Here is a 25,065-nt window from a genome sequence, read left to right as displayed (position 1 = left end):
GGCCCGCCCATGACCCAATACACCGTACACCCTACCGCCATTGTTGATGAAGGCGCACAAATCGGTGCCGACACCCGCATCTGGCACTGGGTGCATATCTGCGGCGGCGCCAGCATTGGCGAGCGCTGCTCCTTCGGCCAGAACGTGTTTGTCGGCAATGACGTAGAGATCGGTAACAACGTCAAGATCCAGAACAATGTCTCCATCTACGATGCCGTCACGCTGGAAGACGACGTGTTCTGCGGCCCGTCCATGGTGTTCACCAATGTCAACAATCCGCGCAGCCATGTCAGTCGCAAGGACGAATACCGCCGCACGGTGGTGAAGCGTGGTGCCTCCATCGGTGCCAATGCCACCATCGTTTGCGGCCATCAGGTGGGAGAATATGCCTTTATCGGTGCCGGCGCGGTAGTCACCCGCGACGTACCGGCCCATGCGCTGATGGTGGGCACGCCGGCCAAGCGCATCGGCTGGATGTGCGCCTGTGGCGAGCGTCTGCCCAATGACATCGGCACCCATGCCTGCCCGGCCTGCGACAGCTTTTACCAGATTGGCGGCAATCACTGCACACCGGCCTGAACCGGACCAGTCTGCACCGCCTGAAACCATACAATCCCGACGACTGCCCGCACGGCAGCCCGGCCCCAGCAAGGAATCGAGCCATGAGCATCCAGTTCATCGACCTCAAAGCGCAGTACCAGCATCTGAAAGCCGACATCGACGCCCGCATCCACGCGGTGCTGGATCACGGCCAGTACATCATGGGGCCGGAAGTCAAAGAGGTAGAACAGCAACTGGCCGCCTACACCGGTGTCAAGCATGCCATCGGCGTGTGTGACGGCACCAAGGCGCTGCTGATTGCGCTGATGGCGCTGGGCGTGGGCCGTGGCGACGAAGTCATCACCACCCCGTTTACCTTCATTGCCACCGGCGAAATGATTGCCCTGCTGGGTGCCACCCCGGTGTTTGTCGACATCGACCCCGTCAGCTACAACCTGGACCCGGCGCTGCTGGAAGCGGCCATCACCCCGCGCACCAAGGCCATCATGCCGGTCAGCCTGTACGGCCAGTGCGCGGACTTCACCGCCATCAACGCCATTGCCGAGAAGCACGGCATTGCGGTGATCGAGGACGGCGCACAAAGCTTTGGTGCCAGTCAGCACGGCAAGAAATCCGGCAACCTGTCCACCATCGGCTGCACCAGCTTCTTCCCCAGCAAGCCGCTGGGCTGCTATGGCGACGGCGGTGCCTGCTTTACCAATGACGACGAGCTGGCGAAGAAAATGCGCGAAATCCGCGTGCACGGCCAGGACCGTCGCTACCACCACCCGGTGATCGGCCTCAATGGCAGGCTGGACACCATCCAGGCCGCGGTGCTGCTGGCCAAGCTGCCCAGCTTTGCCGACGAGGTGGCGGCGCGTGAGCGCATTGGTGCCCGCTACAGCGCGCTGCTGCAGGACGTAGCCCGCGTGCCGGTGATTGGCACGGGTAATACCCACGTTTACGCCCAGTACACCATCGAGGTGGACAATCGCGAAGCGGTACAGAAAGCCCTGCAGGAACTGGGCGTGCCCACCGCCGTGCATTACCCGATTCCGCTGCACCTGCAACCGGCCTTTGCCCATCTGGGCCAAGGCGAAGGCAGCTTCCCGCTGGCCGAAGCCGCCGGCAAGCGCGTGATGAGCCTGCCAATGCACCCCTTCCTGGATGAAGCCACGCAGGATGCCATTGTCGCTGCGGTGAAAAAGGCACTGGGCTGAGCGTGCTGGCCAAACTCAAGGCCAGGCTGGGGCAGGGCGGCTTTGCCCGCAATGTCGCCACCCTGGCTGGCGGCGCTGCCGTGGCGCAGTTCCTGCCGGTATTGTTCACCCCGCTGCTGACCCGGCTGTACAGCCCGGCCGATTTTGGCGTGCTGACGCAGTTTGTCGCCTGGTTGTCCAACCTGGTGGTGATTGCCACCTGGCGCTACGACATGGCGGTGGTGTTGCCGGAAGAAAAAGCCGACGCCATGCGCCTGATGGTGCTGGCGCTGTTGTTCAACACCCTGCTGCTGGCGGTGCTGAGCATTCCGCTGCTGGCAGCCGGACCGTGGATTGCCGCCCGGCTGCATGCCCCGGCCATGGCCCCGTGGCTGCCCTTGCTGCCGCTGGGCATCTGGGTGGCGGCCAATAACCAGATCTGGACCAACTGGAACAACCGCCAGCGCCGTTACAGCGCCAATGCCCAAGGCCGCATGGGCCAATCCGCCGCCATGGTGACCGTGCAACTGGCTGCAGGCTTCGGCAAGCTGGGTGCACTGGGCCTGTTGCTGGCGCAGATTGCCGGCCAGACCGCCTCCTGGCTGCTGCAAGCACGGCAGGACTGGCGCGCACTGCCGCAGTGGCTGCGTACCGCCCGCTCCGGTGGTATGGGTCGCATCCTGCACCGCTATCGTGAATTCCCGCTGGTCAATACCCCGCATGCTTTTGTGGTGGCCTTGCAGGATTCGCTGATGGTGCAGTTGCTGGGCATATTGGCCACCGCCGAGCTGATGGGCCATTACGGCCTGGTGGTACGCGTATTGAAGCTGCCCGCCGCCTTGCTGGGGCAAGCCGTGTCGCAAGTGCTGTACCGCGATCTGGCTGAAGCGCATGCCAAGGGTCAGAGCCTGCGGCCCTTGCTGAAAAAGGCGCTGCTGGTGCTGTCCGCACTGGCGATTGTGCCTTTTCTCATCATCATGGTCTGGGGTGGGCCGCTGTTTGCCTTTGCCTTTGGCGAGCAATGGCGTGATGCCGGCCAGATAGCCGCCACGCTGACTCCGTCCTTCTTCTGCATGTTCCTGGCGGCGCCTTGCTTCATGGTGCCCATGGTGCTGTCGCGCCAGCGCCAGTCGCTGCTGTTTGCCCTGTTAGGCGTGGTGGTGAACCTGGGCTCGCTGGGCGTGGTGTACTGGGCGGGGGAGCATGCCCATCAGGTGTTCCGCCTGCTGTCGGTGACGGTTTCCATCTATTACATTATCTACATGGTCTGGGTATTCCGGCTGTGTCGCCAACTGGAGCAAGTCCATGCTCACGGCTAATTCACTGAGCCTGTGCGATTATCTGTCCGCTTTGCCCGGCATGCTGCGTGGCCGCAGATACCAGCGTGCGGCGCTGCGGCGCGAGCTGGCGTACTGCTTTGGCGTGGATGAGGCGCGCATCGGCTTGTATGACACCGGCCGTGCCGCGCTACGCGTGCTGCTGCAGCAACATGGCATCGGTGCCGGGGATGAGGTGATTGTCCCGGCCTATACCTGCGTAGTGGTACCTAACCAGATTCCGGCGTTGTCCGCCACGCTGCGCTTTGTCGATGTGTCGGCACACAGCCTGAATTTTGACTGGGACGTGCTGGCCGCTGCCATCGTCCCGGCCACCCGCGCCGTTATCGTGCCGCACAATTACGGCCTGCCGTGCCGGTTGCCGGATGCACTGCGCGCCGCCCATCCGCAAGTAAAGTTCATCGACGATGCCGCCCACGGTTTTGCCAGTCAGCTGGATGGCCAATGGCTGGGCAGCTATCACGACGGGGCTTTCTTCAGCTTTGAATATTCCAAGAACCTGACTGGCGGCATTGGCGGCCTGGCGATTTTCCCGCCCGGCATGGCTGCGCCGCAGCAGGACTGGCCGGAGCTGCCCTGCGCCGATGAATGGCGCTTGCTGGCCACGCTCAAGGCCCATCTGCTGAGTGCACGCTGGCCGCTGCTGGGCCGCATCACCATGGCCATCAACCGCCGTCTGGGCCTGATTTACCGCTCGGCCGATGCCGAAGTGAGCCAAGGCATGCCGCATCCGGTGCGCGCCATGCCGCTGCTGTCCACCGTACTGGTGCGCCGCCAATTGGCCCATCTGCCCGCCACGCTGGCGCACAAGCAGGCGCTGGCACAGCGTTATCAACAGGCATTGGCACAACTGCCAACCATTACCCAATGGGCAGTGCCTGCCGCTGCTGCGTGTCACTGGGTGCGCTACCCGTTTGCCTTGTCCCGCCCGGTGGCTAACAAGGCCGCCGTGGCACGGCGCTTGAGCGAGGCTTGCGGGCTGAATATCGGCGTGTGGTTTGATGACGTGATTCACCCGGCCGCTTCCTTCCGCCACGGCTATGTGGCCGGTAGCGCGCCGCAGGGCGAACGGCTGGCTGCCACGGTGTTGAACCTGCCGATGAATATCGCGCTGGCCGACAATGCCGCGCTGGCGCACAAGCTGGACCGGCTATTAGCGGAACTGCGCCGTATCGAGAAAGAAAATATCCAATGAAGCTGTTGTTGATCGGCTCGGCCTCGGTACACACCTGGCGTTACCTGGCCGGTATCGCCCCGCATGTGGACGAAATCTGGCTGGCCTGCAATGGCGAAGTCCCGGCAGACAAGCGCCCGGCCAATCTCAAGGGCGAGCTGCGGCTGGATTTCGGCCTGAAGGCGCTGGGTAGCGCAGGCACATTGCGCCGCTGGATGAGCCAGATAAAGCCGGACCTGGTGCATGTGCATCAGGCCAATAGCGTGGCCTGGCATGCACGACGGGCAATGGCAGGCAGCCGTGTGCCCATGGTGCTGACCGCCTGGGGCTCGGATGTGCTGCTGCTGCCGGACAGTAACCGGCTGATGCGGCAGATGGTCAGTGGCAATCTGCGTGCCGCTACCGCCATTACCTCGGATTCGCTGTATATGGCGGCGAAAATCCGCCAGCTGGCTGGGGATGATTGCCGTATCGACGTGCTGAATTTCGGCATGGACGCGCTACCGGCACAGCCGGATATCGCGGCCAAGGCCAATAAGGTGCTGTCCTGCCGGCTGCACAAGCCGCTGTACCGTATCGATGCCATCCTGCACGCCTGGCAGCAGGTGGAGGCCAGTGGCCGTTACCCGGACTGGAGCCTCACCGTAGCCGCCAGTGGCGAGTCCACCGACAGCCTGAAGGCGCTGGCCAGCCGTCTGCAACTGCAAAGGGTGGAATTCACCGGTTTCGTGTCAGCTGCCTTGCTGGGCGCGCTGTATCAGGAATCGCGCCTGTTTGTCAGCGTGCCGCGTTCGGACGCCACCAGCATCAGCCTGCTGGAAGCCATGGGGCACGGTTGCCTGCCGGTACTGTCCAATCTGCCGGCCAATGGTGAGTGGGTGATCGACGGCCTCAACGGCCTGATTGCCGAAGACATTGCCCGTTTGAGCGACAGCTTGTTCGCTGGCATGGACTGGGCGGCGGACAATGCCCGCCTGGCACAGGCCGTGCAGCTTAACCGCCAGCTGGTGGCGCAAAAGGCCTTGCACCACAGCAATATGCAACACTTTGCCGATCTCTATGCCAGCCTGTTGTCCGGCCCGGCACACAAGGATTCTGCCGTATGAAAGTAGCCCATCTCACTTCTGCCCATCCGCGTCACGACATCCGCATTTTCGTGAAAGAGTGCGCCACGCTGGCGGCTGCCGGTCATGAGGTGACTCTGATCGTGGCCGATGGCCTGGGCGAGGAAATCAACAAGGGCGTGCGCTTTCACGATGTCGGCCCCAAGACCGGCGGCCGTTTTGCCCGCATGACCGGCACCACCAGCCGGGTATACCAGGCGGCATTGGCGCTGCGCCCGGACATCGTGCATTTTCACGACCCGGAGCTGATTCCCGCCGCCGTACGCCTGAAGCAGGCTGGCATCAAGGTGATTTACGACGTGCACGAAGACATGCCGAGGCAGATTCTGGCCAAGCACTGGATTCCCGGTGCGATACGGCCACTGGTGTCCGGCAGTTTTGAAACGGTGGAGGACTGGGCAGCCAAACGTTTTGACGCGGTGGTGACGTCCACCCCGCATATCCGCAACCGTTTTGCCAAGCTGGGCGGGCGGGTGCTGGATGTGTGCAACTTCCCCATTCTGGAAGAGCTGGTGCGCGATACGCCGTGGGACAGCCGCAAGAACGAGGTGTGTTATATCGGCGGCATCAGCCGCATTCGCGGTATCGAACCCATTGTGGCTGCGCTGCCGGATACCGCCACCCGGCTGAATCTGGCTGGTATCTGGAGCGAGAGCGACCTGCGCGCCAAGCTGGAAGCACAGCCCGGCTGGGCGCGGGTGAATGATCTGGGCGTGCTGGACCGCAAGGGCGTGGCCCAGGTGCTGGCGCAAAGCAAGATCGGCCTGGTGACGCTGTTTCCCACCCCCAATTATGTGGATGCGCTGCCGATCAAGCTGTTCGAATACATGGCTGCCGGTATGCCGGTAATTGCCAGTGACTTCCCGGTTTGGCGCGAAATCGTGGATGACGCCGGTTGCGGTGTGCTGGTAGACCCGCAAGACCCGCAAGCCATTGCCGCCGCCATCAACAACCTGATGGCGGATGAAGACCGTATGCGCCAGCTGGGCGAGGCGGGCAAGCAGGCGGTGCTGCAGAAATACAGCTGGGCGGCAGAAGGCCGCAAGCTGGTGGAGTTGTACGCGCAACTTTCCTGAGGACAAACATCATGGATAAACCACAACGCCATCGCCACGGCCCGCTGGCCCGGCTGATCCACATCCTGCGCACCCGGCCGCGCCTGATGTCGGCCATCGTGTTCGGCCTCTGCATGGCACAGGCGCTGGCCATGCTCAGCCCCATGCGCACACTCACCGCCTATGTGATTGGCTGGAATGCAGGTGCCGGCCTCTACCTGCTGCTGGCGCTGCACATGATGCATGGCGCCGATGCCGAGCAGATCCGCCACCGCGCCGCCCGGCAGGACGAAGGCGAAATGGCCATCCTGATGCTGGTCGTGCTGGCTGCCGTGGTGTGTCTGCTGTCCATCGTGGCCGAGCTGTCGGTGGCGAAAGACCTGCACGGTAGCAGCCGTGGCCTGCATATCGGCTTGTCGGTACTGACCATCTTCACCAGCTGGCTGTTTACCCAGACCATGTTCGCGCTGCATTACGCCCACCAGTACTACGTGGCGCTGTTTCGCAGCGGCAAGCCGGGGCTGGAGTTCCCGGGGGATGAAGAACCCAATTACAGCGATTTCTTTTATTTTGCCGCCGTCATCGGCACTTCGGGCCAGACAGCCGATATCGACTTCAGCTCACGGGCCATGCGTCGCATCGGCTCCGTGCATTGCATCCTGTCCTTCCTGTTCAACACCACCGTGCTGGCGATGATGATCAATATCGCCGCCGGGCTGTTCTGAACGGCGGACACTTAAATTCGGAAAAGCAGCAGCGTGCGTATTCTCTATATCAATCACTATGCCGGCAGCCCGCGCCACGGCATGGAATTCCGCCCCTATTACCTGGCGCGTGAATGGGTCAAGGCCGGCCACGAAGTCAATATGCTGGCGGCAGATACCTCGCATCTGCGCCAGACCAATCCGCAGCTGACCGCCAAGTATCAGGACGAAGACATCGACGGCATCCGCTACACCTGGTGCAAGACCCCGGCCTATCCGGGCAATGGCCTGAAGCGGGTGATCAACATTTTCAGCTTCCTGGGCAAGGTGATGGGCCTGTCCGGGCGTTATCTGAAACAGTGGAAGCCGGACGTGGTGATTGCCTCCTCCACCTATCCGCTGGATACCATCCCCGCTGCTTTCATTGCCGGCAAGACCGGAGCGCGGCTGGTGTACGAGGTGCATGACCTGTGGCCGCTGACGCCGGTGGAAGTAGGCGGCATGTCGCGCTCCCATCCCTTTATCCGCCTGATGCAGTGGGCCGAGGATTTTGGCTACCGCAAGGCCGATACCGTGATCTCCATGTTGCCCTGTGCGCGCGACTACATGATGGAACACGGCATGGCGGCGGAAAAATACCATGTCGTCCCTAACGGCGTGGACGTGGCCGAGTGGCAGGGCGCGGACACGCCGTTGTCTGCCGAGCACCTGGCGGCACTGGCCAAACTCAAGGCCGACAAGCGCTTTCTGATTGGCTATGCCGGTGGCCATGGCCTGGCCAATGCGCTGGACTTCCTGCTGGAAGCCGCCACGCAATTGCAAGACACGCCAGTCAGCTTTGTGCTGGTGGGCGATGGCCCGGACAAGGCGGCGCTGGTGGCCAAGGCCGCCGCAATGGGGCTGTCCAACGTACACTTCCTGCCCAGTATTCCCAAGCGGGCCGTCCCAGCCTTTCTGGCGGAAATGGACAGCCTGTTCATTGGCTGGCGCAAGTTGCCCATCTACCGTTTCGGCATTAACCCCAACAAGCTGTTCGATTACCTGATGGCCGGCAAGCCGGTGATCCATTCGGTGGAGGCGGGCAACGATATGGTGAAAGACGCCGGGGCCGGTTTCAGCGTGGGCGCGGAAGACCCCGCCGCCATTGCCGAGGCCGTGCGCCGCATGCTGGCCACCACGCCCAACGAGCGTGGCCGCATGGGCGCAGCCGGACGGCAATATGTACTGGCACATCACGACTACCGCGTGCTGGCGCAGCGCTTTATGCAGGCTGTGCTGCGCCGGGGCTGATGCCATGTTGCATCTGCTGGGAAAACTGCTGCGGCTGGGGCTGAAGCTGGCAACTTACTTGGCGGTATTTTTTGCCAGCATGGTGCTGCTGGCCATGGCCTTGCAAAACGGCCTGGGCTGGGGGCTGGCCCAGGTGTTGCTGTATATGGCCGCTTATGCGCTGGCCAGCTGGCAGCAGTGGCCACGTTTGCAGTCTGGCTTGTTGGTTGGCTGGTTCGGCTTGTTCTGTGGTGCGATGTTTTTCTGGGACAAGTATGGCGGTGGCGGGCAGCCCGCCCCGGCGTGGTTGAAGCTGCTGGCGCATTGGCATGTAGTGGGCTGGATCGTACTGGTGTTGCTGTTTTTGCCGCTTACCTTGCTGGAAAGGCTGGCCAAGAAACTGCGTCGCCACGCTGAGTGCACTCAGGCCGCGCCGACGGACAGCTTCACCGCTAATCTGGCGCAGTTTGATTTGCAGCAGTCGTTTGTACGTGCAGAAGATAGACAAAAAACCGTGCAAACCTGTACTAACGGCGAGGATAATAGCGCTTTTAACCTTCATGACCAGCGTGATGTACCGCCGGGAGACAGGTGAGTAGGGGATGAGTAGCAACAAGCAGCATGTCCGTTTTGATTTTGCCGATGGCCTGCGGGGCGTGGCCATTCTGTGTGTGATTCTGTTCCACTTCACGCAAACCTTCTGGCAGCATCGCGAACGCATCAGCGACATCCTGAATATGGACCCGCTGGAAGGCTATGCCGGGGCATCTTTTGTCCTGCCCTTTAATCTGGGTGCGGTGGGGGTGGGCTTGTTCCTGCTGATCTCCGGACTGTTGATTCCGCTGTCGCTCACCCGCATGGGTGGCTTGCGCTTTGCCGTGTCGCGGGTGTTCCGCATCTACCCCACCTACTGGGCCGGGCTGGCGGTAACGCTGATTGCCTTGTGGCTTGCCGCCTGGCTGGCGGATAACGACTTCGACATCACCCGGCGTGACGTCATCGGCCATGTCAGCATCGCCTTTCAGGACATGCTGGGCGGTCGTAATATCGACCCGGTGATGTGGACGCTGAAGGTGGAGTTGTGGTTCTACGCCTTGCTGGGTACTGCCTTTGCGTTGACCGGTAAGCGTATCAAGTGGGCCATCTGGCTGCTGTTGCCGCTGGTGGCCATGCTGTGCCGTGGCCCGAATGCCCAGGGCTTGCACGGCCAGTTGGCGCATTTCTGGGCCTATGATCAGTATTTCCTGTCCTCGGTGGTGTGCTATTTCCCACTGATGTTTGCCGGTTGCTGGTGTTATTTCTACCTCACCGGTCAGGCCGGTGCAGTGGAAACCGTGCTGCATTTTGTCGGCCTGCTGGCCATGTTTGTGTGGGTCACCAACTGGCCGTCGCCAGAACTGTACGGCAGCTACGCCATCGGCATCAGCCTGTTCGTACTGGGCGTGCTGCGCCCGGCAATCTGGAGCAGCCGCTGGTTGGCGCGGGTGGCCGCCGTCAGCTACGCCTGGTATGTATGTCATTCCAATGCGGGCTACGTGCTAATGGAAGTGCTGGCTGGCTACAATCTGCCGTGGTGGCTGCTGGTGGCCGCTGCCACTGTGATGACCTGGACTCTGGCGCTGGCCATCAACCGCTGGGTGGAACTGCCGACGCAGAAGCTGGGCAAACGTGCGGCGGATGCGCTGAAAGAGAAGCCGGCGACGGACAATCTGGCCCGCCAGTAAGCGCCGCTGACAAGACCAAATACGCGACTGGCAACCATGCGTCGGCTGCCAGCCATGAACAACGACGCCTATTGAAGATGACGAAAATGAGCGAACAGAAATTCCTGCCCTTTGCCCTGCCGGATATCGGCGAAGACGAAATCAATGAAGTGGTCGACGCCCTGCGTTCCGGCTGGGTGACCACCGGCCCCAAGACCAAGCAGTTCGAAGCCGACTTTGCTGCCTTCATCGGCGAAGGCGTGGAAGCGATTGCCGTAAACTCCGCCACTGCCGGTCTGCATCTGGCGCTGGAAGCCATCGGCATCCAGCCGGGTGATGAAGTGATTGTCCCCAGCTACACCTTTACTGCCACGGCCGAAGTGGTGCGTTATCTGGGCGCAGACCCGGTCGTGGTGGATGTGGACCCGGCCACTTTCAATATCAGCCCGGCTGCCATCCGTGCCGCCATCACCCCGAAAACCCGCGCCATCATGCCGGTGCATTTTGCCGGCCTGGCGTGCGAAATGGACGAAATTATCGCCATCGCCCGCGAACACGGCCTGAAAGTGGTGGAAGACGCGGCCCATGCACTGCCGACTACGTATAAAGGCAAGCTGGTGGGCACGCTGGATTCGGACATCACTGTGTTCAGCTTCTACGCCAACAAAACCATGACTACCGGTGAAGGCGGCATGGTGGTGTCCAGGAACAAGGACATCATTGCCCGCTGCAAGATCATGCGTCTGCACGGCATCAGCCGCGATGCCTTCGACCGCTATGTGTCCAAGACCCCGGCCTGGTATTACGAAGTGATCGCCCCCGGCTTCAAATACAATATGCCGGACACCGCCGCCGCCATGGGTATTCACCAGTTGAAGAAGATTGTCGCCTTCCGCGAAAAGCGCGAAGTCATGGCCCAGCGTTTCGACCGTGAACTGGCCGACCTGCCGCTGATTCTGCCCGCCCGTCCGGCGCATGCCGGGGACCGTCATGCCTGGCATCTGTACCCGGTACGTATCAAGCCGGAGGCCGGCATCAGCCGTGATGATTTCATCCTGCGCATGGCGGAAAAGGGCATCGGCTGCTCGGTGCACTTCATTCCGCTGCATCGTCAGCCGGTATGGCGCGATGGCTACCAGCTGGACCGTGCCGCCTTCCCGGTGGCCGATGCCGCTTTCGAGGCCGAAGTCACCCTGCCGCTGTACACCCGCATGACCGAGGACGACCAGACCCGCGTGATTGCCGCCGTGCGTGAGATTCTGGGCGCATGAGTCAGCACCAGCCTTTGCAGCCGGGTGAAGGCCCGGCCTTGTTACCGCCATGCTGTCGCCCGCCGGGTGCGGGTTCGGCACTGCTCAAGCGCCTGTTCGACCTGATCGCGTCCAGCATCGGCTTGCTGCTGCTGGCCGGGCCGCTGCTGCTGGTGGCACTGTGGATAAAGCTGGATTCTCCCGGCCCGGTGTTTTTCCGCCAGGTGCGGGTAGGGCGCGGCGGCATGCTGTTTCGCATCCACAAATTCCGCACCATGCAGGTGAATACCGAAGTGCAGGGCCAGCTGACCGTGGGTGCGGACAGCCGCGTCACCGGGGCCGGGCGCTTTTTGCGCAAGAGCAAGCTGGATGAATTGCCGCAATTGCTGGATGTGCTGTTCGGCGACATGAGCCTGGTGGGCCCGCGCCCGGAAGTGCCCAAGTATGTGGCGCACTACCCGGATGAGGTGAAAAACATCGTGCTGTCAGTACGCCCCGGCATCACCGACTGGGCCTCCATCCGCATGATTGATGAAAACGAAATCCTGGGCCGCGCCGCCGACCCGGAGCGCGCTTATATCGAACAGATCCTGCCGGAAAAACTGGGCTATTACGTGCGCTATGCGCAAACCCACAGCCTGCTGGAAGATATCCGCATCATCTTCGCCACCTTGCTGAAAATCGTGCTGCGCTGATGGCCGTGAAAGTCGATTCGACATGCTAGACAAACTGCTGAGCTTTTCCCGTCACAACAAGATGGCGCTGCTGGCGCTGATGGATGCACTGTTGCTGCCGCTGGCGCTGTGGAGCGCCGTGGTGCTGCGCCTGGGCGGCTACTGGGACCCGAAGCTGGACCCTTATCTGTGGATCTTCATCGTGCCGCCGCTATGGGTCATTCCCATCTTCGTCAAGCTGGGCCTCTATCGCGCGGTGCTGAAGTACCTGGACGACAAGATTGTCTACACCGTGTTCACCGGCGTGAGCCTGGCGGTACTGGTGCTGACTGCCGTGATCGTGATGGCGCGCATCGCGCCGTTCCCGCGCTCGTCCATCATCATCTTCTGGATGTTCGCCATGGCTTATATCGGCGGCAGCCGCTTTGTGTTGCGCGGCCTGGTGCGGCGTATCGATTCGGTAGATGCGCCGCGTGAGCACGTCATCATCTACGGTGCCGGTCAGGCCGGGGTGCAGCTGATGCTGGCCTTGCAAGCAGGCAAGGAATACCGGCCGATGGCCTTTGTCGATGACAATCCGGAGAGCTGGCGGCGTACCTATCGCGGTCTGACCGTGCATGCGCCGGAGGATTTGCCGCTGTTGATCGAGGAAACCGCCGCCAGCTGCATTCTGCTGGCCATGCCTTCGGTCAGCCGTGGCCGCCAGCGCGAGATCCTGGAATCGCTGGAGCATTTGCGCATTCCCATCAAGCGCCTGCCCGGCATGGCTGACCTGGTATCGGGCGAAGCGCGGGTGGAAGAACTCAAGGAAGTGGAAATCGAAGACCTGCTGGGTCGCGATCCGGTACCGCCGCGTCCGGAGCTGCTGGCCCGTAACATCCAGGGCCGGGTGGTGATGGTGACTGGCGCAGGCGGTTCCATCGGTTCGGAACTGGTACGGCAGATTGCGCGCAACAATCCGGCGCGCATCGTGCTGTTCGAACTGACCGAGTTTGCCCTCTACGCCATCGATCAGGAGCTATCACAGCTGGCCCCGGACATTCCGCGCACGCCGGTGCTGGGCTCGGTCACCGACCATGCCCGCCTGTGCCAGATCATGCGCGCTTTCAAGGTGGAAACGGTATACCACGCCGCGGCGTACAAGCATGTGCCGATGGTGGAACACAATCCGGTGGCAGGCATCGTCAACAATGCCTTCGGCACCGATACCACCGCGCGGGCGGCAGAAGACTGCGGTGTGGATACCTTTGTGCTGATTTCCACCGACAAGGCGGTACGCCCCACCAATGTGATGGGGGCCACCAAGCGGCTGGCCGAACTCACCTTGCAGGGCCGTCACGCCCGCGGCAGCAACACCCGTTTTGTCATGGTGCGTTTTGGCAATGTGCTGGGTAGCTCCGGCTCGGTGGTGCCCTTGTTCAAGAAGCAGATTCAGGCTGGTGGGCCGGTTACTGTCACGCATCCGGACATCACCCGCTACTTCATGACCATTCCGGAAGCCGCCCAGCTGGTGATTCAGGCCGGGGCCATGGGCGAGGGCGGTGACGTGTTTGTGCTGGACATGGGCGAGCCGGTGAAAATTGCCGATCTGGCACGGCGCATGGTGCATCTGTCCGGTCTGGAAGTGAGGGATGACAAACACCCGGGCGGCGATATCGAAATCCGCTTCTCCGGACTCCGGCCGGGGGAAAAGCTGTACGAAGAACTGCTGATTGGCGACAACGTACTACCTACCGATCACCCGCGCATCCTGCGTGCACAGGAATACCATTTGCCGGCCAACGAGCTGCAACACTTCTTGCAACAACTGGAAGAAGCCTGCCGCGCACTGGATGGTGCCCAGGCGTTTGGGCTGATGCAGCAGGTGGTGCACGAATTCCGCGCCGCCCCGGCGACCCAGGACTGGGTGGTCCTGCAACAGGGTTGAAGCAGGTAGCTGCCTAGCGGCTGACCACCTGATTACGCCCCAGCTGTTTGGCGCGGTACATGCGCGCGTCGGCCAGTTCCACCAGCTGGCGGCGTGCATTGCATTTATCGGCCAGGCGCTCGGCCAGACCGATGCTGGCAGTCAGCGCTGTGCCGTCCGGCCGCTGTCCCAGGCCCTGCTGACGCAGCCGCTCCAGCGCAATCTCGGCCTGCACCCGGTCGGTGTTGGGCATCAGCAGCAAAAATTCTTCCCCGCCCCAGCGCACCAGTACGTCCCCGCGGCGCATGTTCTGCTGGATTTGCTGCACCAGCAGCTTGAGGGTCTTGTCCCCTGCTGCATGGCCAAATTCATCATTGATGCTCTTGAAGTGGTCCATGTCGATGAAGGCGATGGCCAGCGGCAGCTGGTTTCTTTCCGCATTCACCAGTTGCAATTCCAGCATCTCGATGCCGCTGCGGCGCGAGAAGGCGGTGGTCAGCGGGTCGCGGATGGTTTGTCCCACCAGCGCAATGATGAAGGCCAGCTGGCTGATGCCCGCCAGGGCCGATACCCCGGCCAGCAAGGACAGCAACCAGAATTCCCCGCCAAAAGAAGGCCAACTGGCCACCGACCAGTCCATGGACCAAGCCAGTGCATAGGCTAGTAGTACCGGCATGACAAAGGCCAGGTTTTCCAGCAGCGTAAGCGGGAAAATGGCGAATGCCGCCAGCAGTACAAAGGGCAGGAAGGCATAGCCGGTGCCGATCGCTGCCGACACGCCTTCCAGATGATGCTGTGTCAGCAGCAAGTGCGAGCCGATATAAAACAGCGTGGGAATGGCAAACAAGGTGGCCATGCCCTGGTAGGCCCGCAACAAGCGGCCATCATGCGGACACCACATCACCAGGGCGGCAAAGGCCACGGTGGCCAGCAAACGCATGCTGACCAGCCGCTCCCACAAGGCCGCAGGCAGGGTCATCATATCCACGACACTCCACAAGGGTGTGAGCAGGGCAAACAGCAAGGCAAACAAGCGCACGCGGTTAAGCAGCATCAGCGCGCGGCGCTGTTGCAGCAAGGGCATGTGTTGATGGGGGCTCAGCAGCCAGCCGGTTTCGTTGCTGGCAATCTCACCGGGCAACAGGCCCAGTACGCCGCGCCAGATCGTGTGTGTGATTCTCATTGTCAGACAATTTGCGGTTTTGCAGCATTGTAGGGGCAATGCGCAGTACAACCTTGTAAAATATCAAGTCAGCCTGAATTGACCGGGAATTATCTGATTAGTTGGCTGATTTAAAAAAACAAATCATGTCCTTCAATAGGGGAGAGTCGGTCAATGGAAACCCGCTGGCTGGAAGATTTTCTGGTACTGGCCGACACCGGCAGCTTTACCCGTTCTGCCGAGATACGCCACCTCACGCAACCGGCGTTCTCCCGGCGGATCAAGTCGCTGGAAAGCTGGTTTGGTGCCGACCTGATCGACCGTACTACCTACCCCACCAGACTGACGGCAGCCGGCGAGTTATTGCGTGAACAGGCCGTGCAGATGCTGGCGCAAATCAACAGCACCCGCGCCCAGTTGCGCGGTTTGCAACCCTTGCCGGCCGGCACGCTGAGTCTGGCCGTGCCGCATACGCTGTCGTTTTCCTTCTTTCCCAAATGGCTCACCCGGGTGGAGCAGGGCTTTGGCCCGCTGTCCTGCCGCTTGCAGGCCAGCAATGTGCACGATGCCTTGTTGGCCTTCGTGGAGGGCGGCTGCGATCTGCTGATGTGCTATCACCACCCCAAGCACCCGGTGGAACTGACCGATCCACGCTACAGCGGCTTGCGGCTGGGCGTGGAAACGCTGCGGCCATATGTGCGCAGCAATCCAGACCACACACCACGCTACGCCCTGCCAGGCAGTGCCGCGCAACCGCTGCCGTTTCTGGGCTACGCCAGCAATGCCTATTTTCGCCTGATGACCGACCTGATTCTGGAAGCTGCGCCTGTACCCACCTTTTTGTCCTTGCGCTACGAAACCGACATGGCCGAAGGACTGAAGAACATGGTGCTGGAAGGGCATGGTGTGGCGTTTTTGCCAAGTAGCTCGGTACAACGTGAAGTGCGTTCCCGCCAATTGGCGTTGGCCGCACCCACAGGCTGGAGCGTGGACATGGAAGTCAGGCTGTATCGCGACAACAAGCGCAGCCGCCCCGAACTGGATGCCTTCTGGGACTATCTGGCCAGCAGCGTGCCACCGGTTTGAATCTCGCAGGCAAACCGGAGAAAACCGGGCAGTTTTCAGGCGCTTGCCTGCTGTAGCTGGCTTGCCGATTTTCTAGCATGGCCTCTTGTTAAGCTTCACAAGCGCAAGGGGCGAGTCATGACGTGCGACAAAATTGTGCAATGAATGCTGGGCTGTCTGGCCATGCTGCTTGGCAATGCGGTTGTTGCGGCCGATGACCCGGTTGTGGATGTCTATTTGTTGCGCCATGGCAAAACCATGTTCAATACCACCAGCCAGGTGCAGGGCTGGTCGGACACTCCTTTGACCCGTGCAGGCATCAAGGGCGCGGAAGCGGCGGGCAGGGGGCTGGCCAAGGTCCACTTCATCGCGGCTTATAGCAGCGATCTTGGGCGGGCACGTTCCACCGCCAGAATAGTGCTGGCCCAGGGCCAGCAGCGCACGCTGCCACTACAGGAAGACGAGCGCTTGCGGGAATGGAATTACGGCAGCTTCGAAGGTCGGCCCGATGCGGAAATGTGGACGCCAATATTTGAAAAGCAGGGCATGCGGTTTGACCCTCAATGGGGAAACTGGGCGGAGTTCACCCGCAAGATGAGCGATAGCGCCATTGCCCAGGCCATTCATGACAACGACCCGCTCGGCTGGGCAGAAACCTATCCGCAAATTACCGCGCGCTTGCGTGCGGCCATGCAGGATGTGGTGAGCAAGGCGGTGGCGGCGGGGGGCGGTAATGTGCTGGTGGTCAGTCATGGAGGAGCCATCCTCAGCATTCTGGATATTTTCTTGCCAGGGCAGGCCAAGAACACCGATATCCCCAATAGCAGCATCACCCTGCTGCGCTACCGGAATGGCCAGTACCAGCTGATCAAGGCGGGTGATGTGAGTGATCAGCCGCCACGCTGAAACCAGGTTTGCCGCTGCGACAGCGCAAGCCATATTGCTTGCAACCGTGTTTGCGCAAAACACCCGCCACGCATGTGCCGGGCCTGCTGTTTTGAGTTGACCAACCCGTACGATGACCTGGCATTTGCCATGGTTATGCAAAATTTGCATGATGTGATTGCGAATCGGAATTGGCCAATTTCACGCTCGCGGGCCTACAGTCTCCCCCCATCGCTCCGTAATGACGGAGACCACCGACAAAGGCTGCTGCATGTCCACACGTATCGAACACGACCTGCTTGGCGATCGCGCCGTACCGGCTGACGCCTACTGGGGTGTCCACACCCTGCGTGCCGTGGAGAACTTCCCCATCACCGGCCAGACCATCGCCAGCTATGGCGACCTGATCATTGCCCTGGCGCAAATCAAGAAAGCGGCGGCCCTGGCCAACCGCGATCTGGGCCTGCTGGACGAAGTCCGTACCCGTGCCATCGTGGCCGCCTGTGAAGACCTGGTGGAAGGCAAGCTGCATGAGCAGTTTGTGGTGGATGTGATTCAGGGTGGTGCCGGTACTTCCACCAATATGAATGCCAACGAAGTCATTGCCAACCGTGCGCTGGAAATCCTGGGCCATGGCAAGGGCGAGTACGACAAGCTGCACCCCAACGAACACGTCAACATGGGCCAAAGCACCAACGACGTGTATCCCACCGCCTTGCGCCTGGCCACCTACTGGGGTGTGCTGCGCTTGCAACGCACCATGTTCGTGCTGCGCGAAGCCTTTGCTGCCAAGGCTGAAGAATTCAAGAACATCCTGAAAATGGGCCGTACCCAATTGCAGGATGCAGTGCCGATGACGCTGGGTCAGGAGTTCCAGACCTATGCCGTGATGCTGGGTGAAGACGAACAACGCCTGAGCGAAGCGCGTGCGTTGATGCTGGAAATCAATCTGGGTGCCACTGCTATCGGCACTGGCATCACTGCGCACCCCGACTATGCCCGGCTGGTGTGCCTGCATCTGTCCGAGCTGACCGGCCTCAAGCTGATGACCGCTCCCAACCTGATCGAAGCCACCCAGGACTGCGGTGCATTCGTGCAGCTCTCTGGCGTGCTCAAGCGCGTGGCGGTCAAACTGTCCAAAACCTGCAATGACTTGCGCCTGTTGTCCTCCGGCCCGCGCGCCGGTATTGGCGACATCAACCTGCCGCCGCGTCAGGCCGGTTCGTCCATCATGCCCGGTAAGGTCAATCCGGTAATTCCGGAAGTGGTCAATCAAGTAGCGTTTGAGGTGATCGGCAACGACATGACCATCACCATGGCAGCCGAAGGCGGCCAGTTGCAGCTGAATGCCTTTGAGCCGGTGATCGCCTACAGCATGTTCCGCAGCGTGCGTCATCTGGCCAATGCCTGCACCACGCTCACCGAGCATTGCGTGAAGGGCATTACCGCCAATGAAGCCAAGCTGCGCGCTGACGTACTGAATTCCATTGGTCTGGTGACCGCACTCAACCCCATCATCGGCTACGCCGCTGCCACTGCTGTGGCTGCCGAGGCGCATGCCACCGGTGGCAGTGTCTACGATATCGTGCTGGAACGCGGGCTGATGCAGCGCGCCCAGCTGGACGAAGCCCTGCTGCCCGAAGCATTGACCCAGCCGCGCTGGCTGTCTTAACGGTGTTCTGCTGTCGGTACTTGTCCGGTACCGACTTTCCTGTGCTGGCCGGGTAAATACCCGGCCATTTTTTTTACTGCTTGTGTCGATGTGGCTGGCAATGTATAAGATATTGTGCAGTGCACAATGGAGTTCATCATGATACGAGCCCTGATCTGGTGGCTGGAAGTCAGCCCGCGCTGGTTAAGTTGCCTGACGGCGCATGGCCGCAGCCAGCAAGAAGTCTTGCGTGCGGCCATTTTTCATTCCGGCCGGGTTCTTGCCAGCCCGGCCCCTGCCAGCGACAAACTGACCCGGCTGGCCCGTCGCGCCACTGCCGACACCATTACCTTGCTGCATGATAACGGACAGGTACAGTTGCAACTTGGCCGCGAGCCGCTGCCACCGCCGCTGGCGGACTTTGCCTGCTACCGATCCGGCCAGCATTTGCAGCAGCATGGCGGGCAGCTCTGCCTGCAAGGCCTGGTCGAGCTGGGACGCATCCTCTTGCGCTAACTGTTGCGCCAACTGCCGAGTAAAGACCGAAGAACTATTGCTTTGCAGCCATCCGCCTGCAAGGCACAATGCGGGGCCTGCCACCCCGGATTCACACCATGACCGCGCACGTCACGCTCAACCCGCAACAATTGCAACAACTGGCTCCGGCCCTGCAGTCTTATCTGTCCAGTCAGCTACAACTTGAAATCGGCAGTTTTGATGCCCAGTTCCTGTTGGAATTTGTCGCCCAGCAAATTGGCCGGGATATTTATAACCAGGCGCTGGCTGATGCCCAGTTGGCACTCAGCCAGCGTATGGAATCGCTACAGGCAGCCATCTGGGAGCTGGAAAAGTAAGCAAGCAAAGCGGCACGTACCAGGACTTTTCAGCTTCTCATGACTGTATGCACAGACAGCAACGGCTGCCATCCTCAGGACAACAGGGTTACAATCAGGCTTTCCTTCCCGCTGCCGCTACTGCTTCATGCTTTATTTGCGTTTGATGCTCAGAGGTTTTCTGCTGGCCGTGCTATTGGCGCTGCTCGGCTTTGGCTATATGGCCTGGGGCATCGCACGTTATGCAGACCAACCCGCGATGGAACCAGCAGATGCCGCCTTGGTACTGGGTGCCGCAGCCTGGGGCAGCAAACCCTCGCCGGTGCTGCGTGAACGCATTAATCATGCAGTGATGCTGTACAAGCAGGGCAGGGTGCGCTGGATTGTCTTTACCGGCGGCACGCCGGAGCCTGGCTATCCCACCGAAGCCGATGTCGGTCGCGAATTTGCCCTGCGCCAGGGCGTCCCGATGACGGCGATGCTGGCGGAAAACGAATCGCGTACCACCTGGCAGAATCTGGAAAATGCGCACAAGCTGGCTTCCCCCTTCGGCATTCGTTCATTCTTGCTGGTGAGCGACCCGCTACATATGCGCCGTGCCGTGCTGATGGCGCATGATCTGGGCATGGCTGCCGCACCGGCACCAACCGAGTCCAGCCGCTATGTCAGCTGGAGCAACAAGGTGAAATTCCTGACGCGGGAAACCTGGTTGTATGTGGGCTACCGGGTATTTCGCAAGCTGTCCTGAGCTTGCCTTGACGGCTATGCAGACGTAAAAAAACCGGCACCAGGCCGGTTTTTTGTACTGCACAGGGTGATTACACCGTGTGCCACAGATCGATCAGTTCGCCTGCCTCGACATTGGATACTTCACTACGTGCTTGCAGCCAGGCAACCAGTTTTGCGCGGATTTCCTCGGTAATGGCAACGTCGCCAACCGGGAATACCACGCCTTCCAGTCTCTCGTTACCATCAAAGTGGCCGCCAAAACTGATGGCAGCTTCATCGATGCAGTTCAGCCAGTCGTCCAGCAGGGCATCAGCGTCCACACCCTTGGCAATGGTGGCGATCAGGTGAAAGCCCAGCTCGCGGTATTCACCCACACGCATTTTCTTGCGTTGGCGATGGTTCAGGCGCTTCAGGCGCTGGGCAGAATTGGGGTTGTGCAGATTGGACATGATGACTCCAGAAACTAAAGGACGCGGCGATGATAACAGGCATTGCCGGCTGACAGTAAAGTAAGCCGGCCTTGCTTGCCAGTTAAAGTCCCAATTGAGCCCATAAGGCATCAACTTTTTGCTTGACGCTTTCATCCATTACGATGGGCACGCCCCATTCGCGATTGGTTTCGCCCGGCATCTTGTTGGTGGCATCCAGCCCCATCTTGCCACCCAGGCCGGATACCGGACTGGCAAAGTCCAGGTAGTCAATCGGTGTGTGCTCGATCAGCGAGGTGTCACGCACCGGGTCCATGCGGGTGGTGATCGCCCACATCACTTCCTTCCAGTCACGGCAGTCCACATCGTCATCCACCACGATGATGAACTTGGTATACATGAACTGGCGCAGGAAGCTCCAGCACCCCATCATTACCCGCTTGGCATGGCCGGGATATTGCTTTTTGATACTGATGACCGCCATGCGGTAGCTACAGCCTTCCGGCGGCAGGTAGAAGTCGACAATTTCCGGAAACTGCTTTTGCAGGATGGGCACAAACACTTCATTTAGCGCCACCCCCAGCACGGCAGGCTCATCCGGTGGTTTGCCGGTATAGGTGCTGTGATAGATGGGGTTCTCACGCATGGTGATGCGGTCGATGGTGAAGACCGGGAAGTGGTCCTGCTCGTTGTAATAGCCGGTATGGTCGCCATACGGGCCTTCCAGTGCCGTGTCATTGGGGTGGATATGGCCTTCCAGCACGATCTCGGCCCGTGCCGGTACTTGCAGATCCGAGCCGATGCATTTCACCAGCTCAGTGCGGCTGCCACGCAGCAAACCGGCAAACTGGTATTCCGACAAGGTATCCGGCACCGGAGTGACTGCGCCCAGAATGGTGGCGGGGTCGCAACCCAGTACCACGGCCACCGGATAGGGCTTGTCCGGGTTTTGCTGGCGGAATTCACGATAATCCAGTGCCCCGCCACGGTGCGCCAGCCAACGCATGATGACGCGGTTTTTACCAATGACCTGCTGGCGGTAGATGCCCAGGTTCTGCCGTTTTTTGTTCGGGCCGCGGGTGACCGTGAGGCCCCAGGTAATCAGCGGTGCCACATCACCCGGCCAGCAATGCTGGATGGGCAGGCGCGACAAATCCACCTGATCACCTTCCCACACAATCTGCTGGCATGGGGCTTTGCTGACCACTTTGGGGGCCATGGACAACACTTGTTTGAGCAAGGGCAGCTTGTCCCAGGCCTCACGCAATCCTTTTGGTGGTTCCGGTTCTTTCAGATAGGCCAGGGTCTTGCCAATTTCACGCAGCTGCATCACATCGCCGGCACCCATGCCCATGGCGACACGCTTGGGCGTACCAAACAGATTGGCCAGTACCGGAATCGAATATGACTGCGTATTGTGCCGGGCTTGCGTGAACAGCAGGGCCGGGCCACCTGCCTTGAGTACCCGGTCGCCAATCTCGGTCATTTCCAGGTATGGCGATACCGGTACATCGATTCTTTTCAATTCGCCTTGCTGTTCCAGTTGAGCAACAAAGTCCCGCAGGTCGGCATATTTCATGACTGTTTCATGATCTTAAGCAAAGTTTTGACCGGAAGGTTTGGATAACCTCCGCTATGAACGTCGCAAGCTACTGCCGGCCTATTAGAAAGTCAATTACGGTAGAAGCCCAAGACCGTGAACTTGCCTACACTCTTGGAGAATACAAATGAAAAAGCTTGCTCTGGCTGCGGCCATCGGTCTGATTTCCGCTAGCGCCTTCGCCGCTCAAGGCGACATCATCGCGCGTTTCCGCGTGATCAACGTGAACCCGTCTGCTTCCTGGAGCAATTCTGGTGCTGTTTCTGGTCTGACTGTAGATGCTAAGGACGATACCGTACCGGAACTGGACTTCACCTACATGATCACCAACAACATCGGTACCGAACTGATCCTGGGTACCAGCCGTCATGAAATTACCGGCAACGCAGGTACTGGTGACAAGAGCCTGGGCAAGGTATCTGCCCTGCCGCCGACCCTGACCGTGCAATACCACTTCTCCCCGGATAGCACTGTATTCCGTCCGTACGTTGGTGCTGGTATCAACTACACCCGCTTCTACAATGCTGGTCTGAATGCAGCCAATCTGGGCATTAATGCTGATCTGCAAGTAAAGAAGAACAGCTTCGGCCCGGCCCTGCAAATCGGTGCTGACTTCCCGATCAGCAAGAGCTTCTTCGTCAACGTCGACGTGAAAAAGATCTGGATGAAGACCGACGTAAGCGTGGCCTCCAACGGCACTTATGTTGGCACGCTGAAGGTTGACCCGCTGGTGGTTGGTCTGGGTATCGGTACCAAGTTCTAAGCAATTTGCCTTGCCGCAAGAAAGCGCCTCCTACAGGAGGCGCTTTTTTATTTCCGTGCAATAGAATAATGTATTCTAAATTTATGCATTGAGGAGATAAGCAATGGGCAATTGGGCTAGCACCGCCATCCGCAAGATCGAAGCAGATTTCAACCGTTCCAGTGATACCCACCTGATACCACTACAGATTCCGGCGCTGCCGCAGATCCAGTTGTATTTCAAGGATGAATCCACCCATCCCACCGGTAGTCTCAAGCATCGCCTGGCGCGTTCGCTCTTCCTGTATGGCCTGTGCAATGGCTGGATACGCTACAACACTACCATCATCGAGGCCTCCAGTGGCAGTACCGCTGTTTCGGAAGCCTATTTTGCACGCTTGCTGGGCCTGCCCTTCATCGCGGTCATGCCGCGTGGTACATCAGCCGAGAAAATTCGCTCCATTGAGTTTTATGGTGGGCGCTGTCATCTGGTGGATGATCCGGCCACCATCTACGAAGAGTCCCGCCGTCTGGCGCAGGAGTTGAATGGCCATTACATGGACCAGTTCACCTATGCCGAACGCGCAACCGACTGGCGTGGTAACAACAATATCGCCGATACCATCTTCAAGCAGATGGAACTGGAGCCCAATCCCGCGCCGGAATGGATTGTCTGTGGGGCGGGAACTGGCGGTACATCGGCTACGTTTGGCCGCTATACGCGCTATCAGAAGCTGTCCACCCAGATTTGTGTGGTTGACCCGGAAAACTCGGTGTTTTACGACAGCTATTACAGTGGCAACGCCGATTGTCGTTGTGAAGGAGGCTCTGGCGTGGAAGGCATTGGCCGTCCGCGTGTGGAGCCATCGTTCATTCCCACCGTGATCGACAAGGTCATTCGCGTACCCAACGTTGCCAGCTACGCCGCCATTCACTTCCTGGAGGAAGTGATGGGGCGCAAGTGCGGTGGCTCCACCGGTACCAATCTGTTTGGTGTGTGTGAACTGGTCAGTGATATGGTCCGCAATGGACGGCATGGCTCGGTGGTTACGCTGATCTGCGATGATGGCAACCGCTACCTCAACAGTTACTACAATGCGCAGTGGCTGGAAGACAACGGTCACCAGATTGCACCATGGCTGGAGCGCTACCGTCGCTTCTTCTTTGAAGGTCGCTGGTAAGTCGGTCAGTGTTGCTGCGGTAATGCGCTCCAGCATTTCCGCAGCAACTGGCTCAGTGCGTTGACGCGCACATCAACAAAAGCTGGTTTGCGGCACTGCCGGCTGATCCAGACGGTACGCATGCCCAGAGACTTTGCAGCGTACAGATTAGGCAGGGAATCCTCTACCATGATGCAGCGCGCCGGATCAAGTCGCTCAGCCTGCAACATGTAGCGAAAGCCACGCCGGTCAGGCTTGGGACGAAAGCGCATTTTCTCCATGCCATAACAGGCGGCAAACTGGTGGCGCACATCCATTTTCAACAGCAGCCCTTCTATATAGTGTTGCGGTCCATTGGACAGCACAATCTTGCGACCAGGCAAATTGCGCAACGTTGCTCTCAGTGTTGGCTCCCATTGCAGCCAGCGATATAACTCATCCAGCACGTGGGTCTCCTGCAGAAAGTGACCCGCATCCACGTCATGGTGACGCATCAGCCCCTGCAGCGTAGCGCCATAGCGATGCCAGTAATGCAGCCTCAGCTGTCGCGCCTCTTCCTCCGACATGTCCAGATGCCGCTCCATATACAGATTCATCATGCGACTGATATGGGCAAAGATACCCAGACTGGCCTGATGCAAGGTGTCGTCGAGATCAAAAATCCAGGTAGGAACTGGCATGGTGGAGACCAAAACAGCGTTAGGAAGTGGCTATTATCATGAGCAACGATCAGTGCTGCCACTTCTGCACCATTCGCGTGCACACATGAGAACTTCCTGTTTTTTTAAAATCAATGACTTGGGAGTTTTGTTGGCAAATAATGCAAATTATTACGCACAAAGTGTTGACGAGGGCGGGGCTGTGACGTATAGTTCG

The 25,065-nt window shown here is 60.0% G+C and carries 26 protein-coding genes; 22 read left to right on the top strand and 4 right to left on the bottom strand.

Annotated elements, in window-relative coordinates; all coding sequences use genetic code 11:
* Positions 1-9: 9 nt before the first annotated feature.
* The 13 genes from HWX34_RS05310 to HWX34_RS05250 all read left to right on the top strand — a co-directional run bounded on the left by HWX34_RS05310 (position 10) and on the right by HWX34_RS05250 (position 13,956).
* Positions 10-579, top strand: a complete 570-nt coding sequence (locus HWX34_RS05310; RefSeq protein ID WP_178971319.1) for an acyltransferase — start codon at positions 10-12, stop codon at positions 577-579.
* Between the two features lie 83 nt (positions 580-662).
* Positions 663-1,760, top strand: a complete 1,098-nt coding sequence (locus tag HWX34_RS05305; RefSeq protein ID WP_178971318.1) for a DegT/DnrJ/EryC1/StrS aminotransferase family protein — start codon at positions 663-665, stop codon at positions 1,758-1,760.
* Positions 1,761-1,762: 2 nt separating this feature from the next.
* Complete coding sequence (locus HWX34_RS05300; RefSeq protein ID WP_370459675.1) at positions 1,763-3,058, top strand: lipopolysaccharide biosynthesis protein; 1,296 nt, start codon at positions 1,763-1,765, stop codon at positions 3,056-3,058.
* A complete protein-coding gene (locus HWX34_RS05295; RefSeq protein WP_178971317.1) occupies positions 3,045-4,271 on the top strand; it encodes a DegT/DnrJ/EryC1/StrS family aminotransferase in 1,227 nt (408 codons plus the stop codon). Before HWX34_RS05300 ends, HWX34_RS05295 begins: the two co-directional genes overlap by 14 nt.
* Positions 4,268-5,356, top strand: a complete 1,089-nt coding sequence (locus HWX34_RS05290) for a glycosyltransferase family 4 protein (RefSeq protein ID WP_178971316.1) — start codon at positions 4,268-4,270, stop codon at positions 5,354-5,356. The genes HWX34_RS05295 and HWX34_RS05290 overlap by 4 nt, the downstream gene beginning before the upstream one ends.
* Entirely contained in the window at positions 5,353-6,450 is a 1,098-nt protein-coding gene (locus HWX34_RS05285; RefSeq protein ID WP_178971315.1) for a glycosyltransferase family 4 protein, read from the top strand. Before HWX34_RS05290 ends, HWX34_RS05285 begins: the two co-directional genes overlap by 4 nt.
* Positions 6,451-6,461: 11 nt before the next feature.
* Complete coding sequence (locus HWX34_RS05280; RefSeq protein ID WP_178971314.1) at positions 6,462-7,154, top strand: DUF1345 domain-containing protein; 693 nt, start codon at positions 6,462-6,464, stop codon at positions 7,152-7,154.
* A 33-nt stretch (positions 7,155-7,187) separates the two neighbouring features.
* Positions 7,188-8,423 carry a glycosyltransferase family 4 protein gene (locus tag HWX34_RS05275; RefSeq protein WP_178971313.1) on the top strand — a complete coding sequence of 412 codons (1,236 nt, stop codon included), beginning with the start codon at positions 7,188-7,190 and terminating at the stop codon, positions 8,421-8,423.
* A gap of 4 nt (positions 8,424-8,427) precedes the next feature.
* Positions 8,428-8,997, top strand: coding sequence for a hypothetical protein (locus tag HWX34_RS05270; protein WP_178971312.1), 570 nt, complete (start codon positions 8,428-8,430; stop codon positions 8,995-8,997).
* Between the two features lie 7 nt (positions 8,998-9,004).
* Positions 9,005-10,126, top strand: a complete 1,122-nt coding sequence (locus HWX34_RS05265) for an acyltransferase (protein ID WP_178971311.1) — start codon at positions 9,005-9,007, stop codon at positions 10,124-10,126.
* Between the two features lie 86 nt (positions 10,127-10,212).
* Positions 10,213-11,376: a DegT/DnrJ/EryC1/StrS aminotransferase family protein gene (locus tag HWX34_RS05260; RefSeq protein WP_178971310.1), complete on the top strand. Its 1,164-nt coding sequence runs from the start codon at positions 10,213-10,215 to the stop codon at positions 11,374-11,376.
* Positions 11,373-12,050 (top strand): sugar transferase, encoded by a 678-nt coding sequence (locus tag HWX34_RS05255; protein ID WP_178971309.1) that lies wholly within the window; start codon positions 11,373-11,375, stop codon positions 12,048-12,050. Before HWX34_RS05260 ends, HWX34_RS05255 begins: the two co-directional genes overlap by 4 nt.
* A gap of 22 nt (positions 12,051-12,072) precedes the next feature.
* Positions 12,073-13,956: a nucleoside-diphosphate sugar epimerase/dehydratase gene (locus HWX34_RS05250; RefSeq protein ID WP_178971308.1), complete on the top strand. Its 1,884-nt coding sequence runs from the start codon at positions 12,073-12,075 to the stop codon at positions 13,954-13,956.
* 13 nt (positions 13,957-13,969) lie between these two features.
* On the opposite strand, the gene HWX34_RS05245 is transcribed toward HWX34_RS05250, so the two are convergent.
* Positions 13,970-15,118 (bottom strand): diguanylate cyclase, encoded by a 1,149-nt coding sequence (locus HWX34_RS05245; protein WP_178971307.1) that lies wholly within the window; start codon positions 15,116-15,118, stop codon positions 13,970-13,972.
* 153 nt (positions 15,119-15,271) lie between these two features.
* Between HWX34_RS05245 and HWX34_RS05240 the strand changes: the two genes are divergently transcribed.
* From HWX34_RS05240 to HWX34_RS05215, 6 genes are all read left to right on the top strand, one after another.
* Positions 15,272-16,183, top strand: a complete 912-nt coding sequence (locus HWX34_RS05240) for a LysR family transcriptional regulator (protein WP_178971306.1) — start codon at positions 15,272-15,274, stop codon at positions 16,181-16,183.
* A gap of 144 nt (positions 16,184-16,327) precedes the next feature.
* A complete protein-coding gene (locus HWX34_RS05235; RefSeq protein ID WP_178971305.1) occupies positions 16,328-17,068 on the top strand; it encodes a histidine phosphatase family protein in 741 nt (246 codons plus the stop codon).
* Positions 17,069-17,318: 250 nt separating this feature from the next.
* Positions 17,319-18,719: an aspartate ammonia-lyase gene (gene aspA / locus HWX34_RS05230; RefSeq protein ID WP_178971304.1), complete on the top strand. Its 1,401-nt coding sequence runs from the start codon at positions 17,319-17,321 to the stop codon at positions 18,717-18,719.
* A 138-nt stretch (positions 18,720-18,857) separates the two neighbouring features.
* Positions 18,858-19,214 carry a hypothetical protein gene (locus tag HWX34_RS05225; protein ID WP_178971303.1) on the top strand — a complete coding sequence of 119 codons (357 nt, stop codon included), beginning with the start codon at positions 18,858-18,860 and terminating at the stop codon, positions 19,212-19,214.
* A gap of 98 nt (positions 19,215-19,312) precedes the next feature.
* A complete protein-coding gene (locus HWX34_RS05220; protein ID WP_178971302.1) occupies positions 19,313-19,552 on the top strand; it encodes a DUF2164 domain-containing protein in 240 nt (79 codons plus the stop codon).
* A 127-nt stretch (positions 19,553-19,679) separates the two neighbouring features.
* Positions 19,680-20,279: a YdcF family protein gene (locus HWX34_RS05215; RefSeq protein WP_178971301.1), complete on the top strand. Its 600-nt coding sequence runs from the start codon at positions 19,680-19,682 to the stop codon at positions 20,277-20,279.
* 70 nt (positions 20,280-20,349) lie between these two features.
* Here HWX34_RS05215 and HWX34_RS05210 read toward each other — a convergent pair whose 3' ends face one another.
* On the bottom strand, positions 20,350-20,709 hold the full coding sequence (locus HWX34_RS05210; protein WP_178971300.1) for a YggL family protein: 360 nt from the start codon (positions 20,707-20,709) through the stop codon (positions 20,350-20,352).
* Between the two features lie 82 nt (positions 20,710-20,791).
* Positions 20,792-22,267, bottom strand: coding sequence for a 4-hydroxy-3-polyprenylbenzoate decarboxylase (ubiD, locus tag HWX34_RS05205; protein ID WP_178971299.1), 1,476 nt, complete (start codon positions 22,265-22,267; stop codon positions 20,792-20,794).
* A 148-nt stretch (positions 22,268-22,415) separates the two neighbouring features.
* Between ubiD and HWX34_RS05200 the strand changes: the two genes are divergently transcribed.
* Together HWX34_RS05200 and HWX34_RS05195 are read left to right on the top strand one after the other, a co-directional pair.
* Positions 22,416-23,051, top strand: a complete 636-nt coding sequence (locus tag HWX34_RS05200; RefSeq protein WP_178971298.1) for an OmpW family protein — start codon at positions 22,416-22,418, stop codon at positions 23,049-23,051.
* A 103-nt stretch (positions 23,052-23,154) separates the two neighbouring features.
* On the top strand, positions 23,155-24,210 hold the full coding sequence (locus tag HWX34_RS05195) for a PLP-dependent cysteine synthase family protein (protein ID WP_178971297.1): 1,056 nt from the start codon (positions 23,155-23,157) through the stop codon (positions 24,208-24,210).
* Between the two features lie 5 nt (positions 24,211-24,215).
* Here HWX34_RS05195 and HWX34_RS05190 read toward each other — a convergent pair whose 3' ends face one another.
* Positions 24,216-24,869, bottom strand: coding sequence for a pyrimidine 5'-nucleotidase (locus HWX34_RS05190; protein ID WP_178971296.1), 654 nt, complete (start codon positions 24,867-24,869; stop codon positions 24,216-24,218).
* Between HWX34_RS05190 and HWX34_RS21055 the strand changes: the two genes are divergently transcribed.
* Positions 24,868-25,065: hypothetical protein (locus HWX34_RS21055; RefSeq protein ID WP_218645069.1), on the top strand; the 198-nt coding region annotated here is incomplete at its 3' end. The two genes, HWX34_RS05190 and HWX34_RS21055, sit on opposite strands and share 2 nt — an antisense overlap.

The organism is Aquitalea sp. LB_tupeE, from assembly GCF_013391415.1.
GTDB lineage: Bacteria > Pseudomonadota > Gammaproteobacteria > Burkholderiales > Chromobacteriaceae > Aquitalea.
The sequence above is the reverse complement of the archived record's forward strand: the minus strand, read 5'-3'. Positions and strand labels throughout refer to the sequence as shown.

Bases quoted from the DNA above. Each gene is read 5' to 3' on its own strand.
- HWX34_RS05310 (WP_178971319.1), top strand. From the start codon at position 10: ATGACCCAATACACCGTACACCCTACCGCCATTGTTGATGAAGGCGCA.
- HWX34_RS05305 (WP_178971318.1), top strand. From the start codon at position 663: ATGAGCATCCAGTTCATCGACCTCAAAGCGCAGTACCAGCATCTGAAA.
- HWX34_RS05295 (WP_178971317.1), top strand. From the start codon at position 3,045: ATGCTCACGGCTAATTCACTGAGCCTGTGCGATTATCTGTCCGCTTTG.
- HWX34_RS05290 (WP_178971316.1), top strand. From the start codon at position 4,268: ATGAAGCTGTTGTTGATCGGCTCGGCCTCGGTACACACCTGGCGTTAC.
- HWX34_RS05285 (WP_178971315.1), top strand. From the start codon at position 5,353: ATGAAAGTAGCCCATCTCACTTCTGCCCATCCGCGTCACGACATCCGC.
- HWX34_RS05280 (WP_178971314.1), top strand. From the start codon at position 6,462: ATGGATAAACCACAACGCCATCGCCACGGCCCGCTGGCCCGGCTGATC.
- HWX34_RS05270 (WP_178971312.1), top strand. From the start codon at position 8,428: ATGTTGCATCTGCTGGGAAAACTGCTGCGGCTGGGGCTGAAGCTGGCA.
- HWX34_RS05265 (WP_178971311.1), top strand. From the start codon at position 9,005: ATGAGTAGCAACAAGCAGCATGTCCGTTTTGATTTTGCCGATGGCCTG.
- HWX34_RS05260 (WP_178971310.1), top strand. From the start codon at position 10,213: ATGAGCGAACAGAAATTCCTGCCCTTTGCCCTGCCGGATATCGGCGAA.
- HWX34_RS05255 (WP_178971309.1), top strand. From the start codon at position 11,373: ATGAGTCAGCACCAGCCTTTGCAGCCGGGTGAAGGCCCGGCCTTGTTA.
- HWX34_RS05250 (WP_178971308.1), top strand. From the start codon at position 12,073: ATGCTAGACAAACTGCTGAGCTTTTCCCGTCACAACAAGATGGCGCTG.
- HWX34_RS05245 (WP_178971307.1), bottom strand. From the start codon at position 15,118: ATGAGAATCACACACACGATCTGGCGCGGCGTACTGGGCCTGTTGCCC.
- HWX34_RS05240 (WP_178971306.1), top strand. From the start codon at position 15,272: ATGGAAACCCGCTGGCTGGAAGATTTTCTGGTACTGGCCGACACCGGC.
- HWX34_RS05235 (WP_178971305.1), top strand. From the start codon at position 16,328: ATGCTGGGCTGTCTGGCCATGCTGCTTGGCAATGCGGTTGTTGCGGCC.
- aspA (WP_178971304.1), top strand. From the start codon at position 17,319: ATGTCCACACGTATCGAACACGACCTGCTTGGCGATCGCGCCGTACCG.
- HWX34_RS05225 (WP_178971303.1), top strand. From the start codon at position 18,858: ATGATACGAGCCCTGATCTGGTGGCTGGAAGTCAGCCCGCGCTGGTTA.
- HWX34_RS05220 (WP_178971302.1), top strand. From the start codon at position 19,313: ATGACCGCGCACGTCACGCTCAACCCGCAACAATTGCAACAACTGGCT.
- HWX34_RS05215 (WP_178971301.1), top strand. From the start codon at position 19,680: ATGCTTTATTTGCGTTTGATGCTCAGAGGTTTTCTGCTGGCCGTGCTA.
- HWX34_RS05210 (WP_178971300.1), bottom strand. From the start codon at position 20,709: ATGTCCAATCTGCACAACCCCAATTCTGCCCAGCGCCTGAAGCGCCTG.
- ubiD (WP_178971299.1), bottom strand. From the start codon at position 22,267: ATGAAATATGCCGACCTGCGGGACTTTGTTGCTCAACTGGAACAGCAA.
- HWX34_RS05200 (WP_178971298.1), top strand. From the start codon at position 22,416: ATGAAAAAGCTTGCTCTGGCTGCGGCCATCGGTCTGATTTCCGCTAGC.
- HWX34_RS05195 (WP_178971297.1), top strand. From the start codon at position 23,155: ATGGGCAATTGGGCTAGCACCGCCATCCGCAAGATCGAAGCAGATTTC.
- HWX34_RS05190 (WP_178971296.1), bottom strand. From the start codon at position 24,869: ATGCCAGTTCCTACCTGGATTTTTGATCTCGACGACACCTTGCATCAG.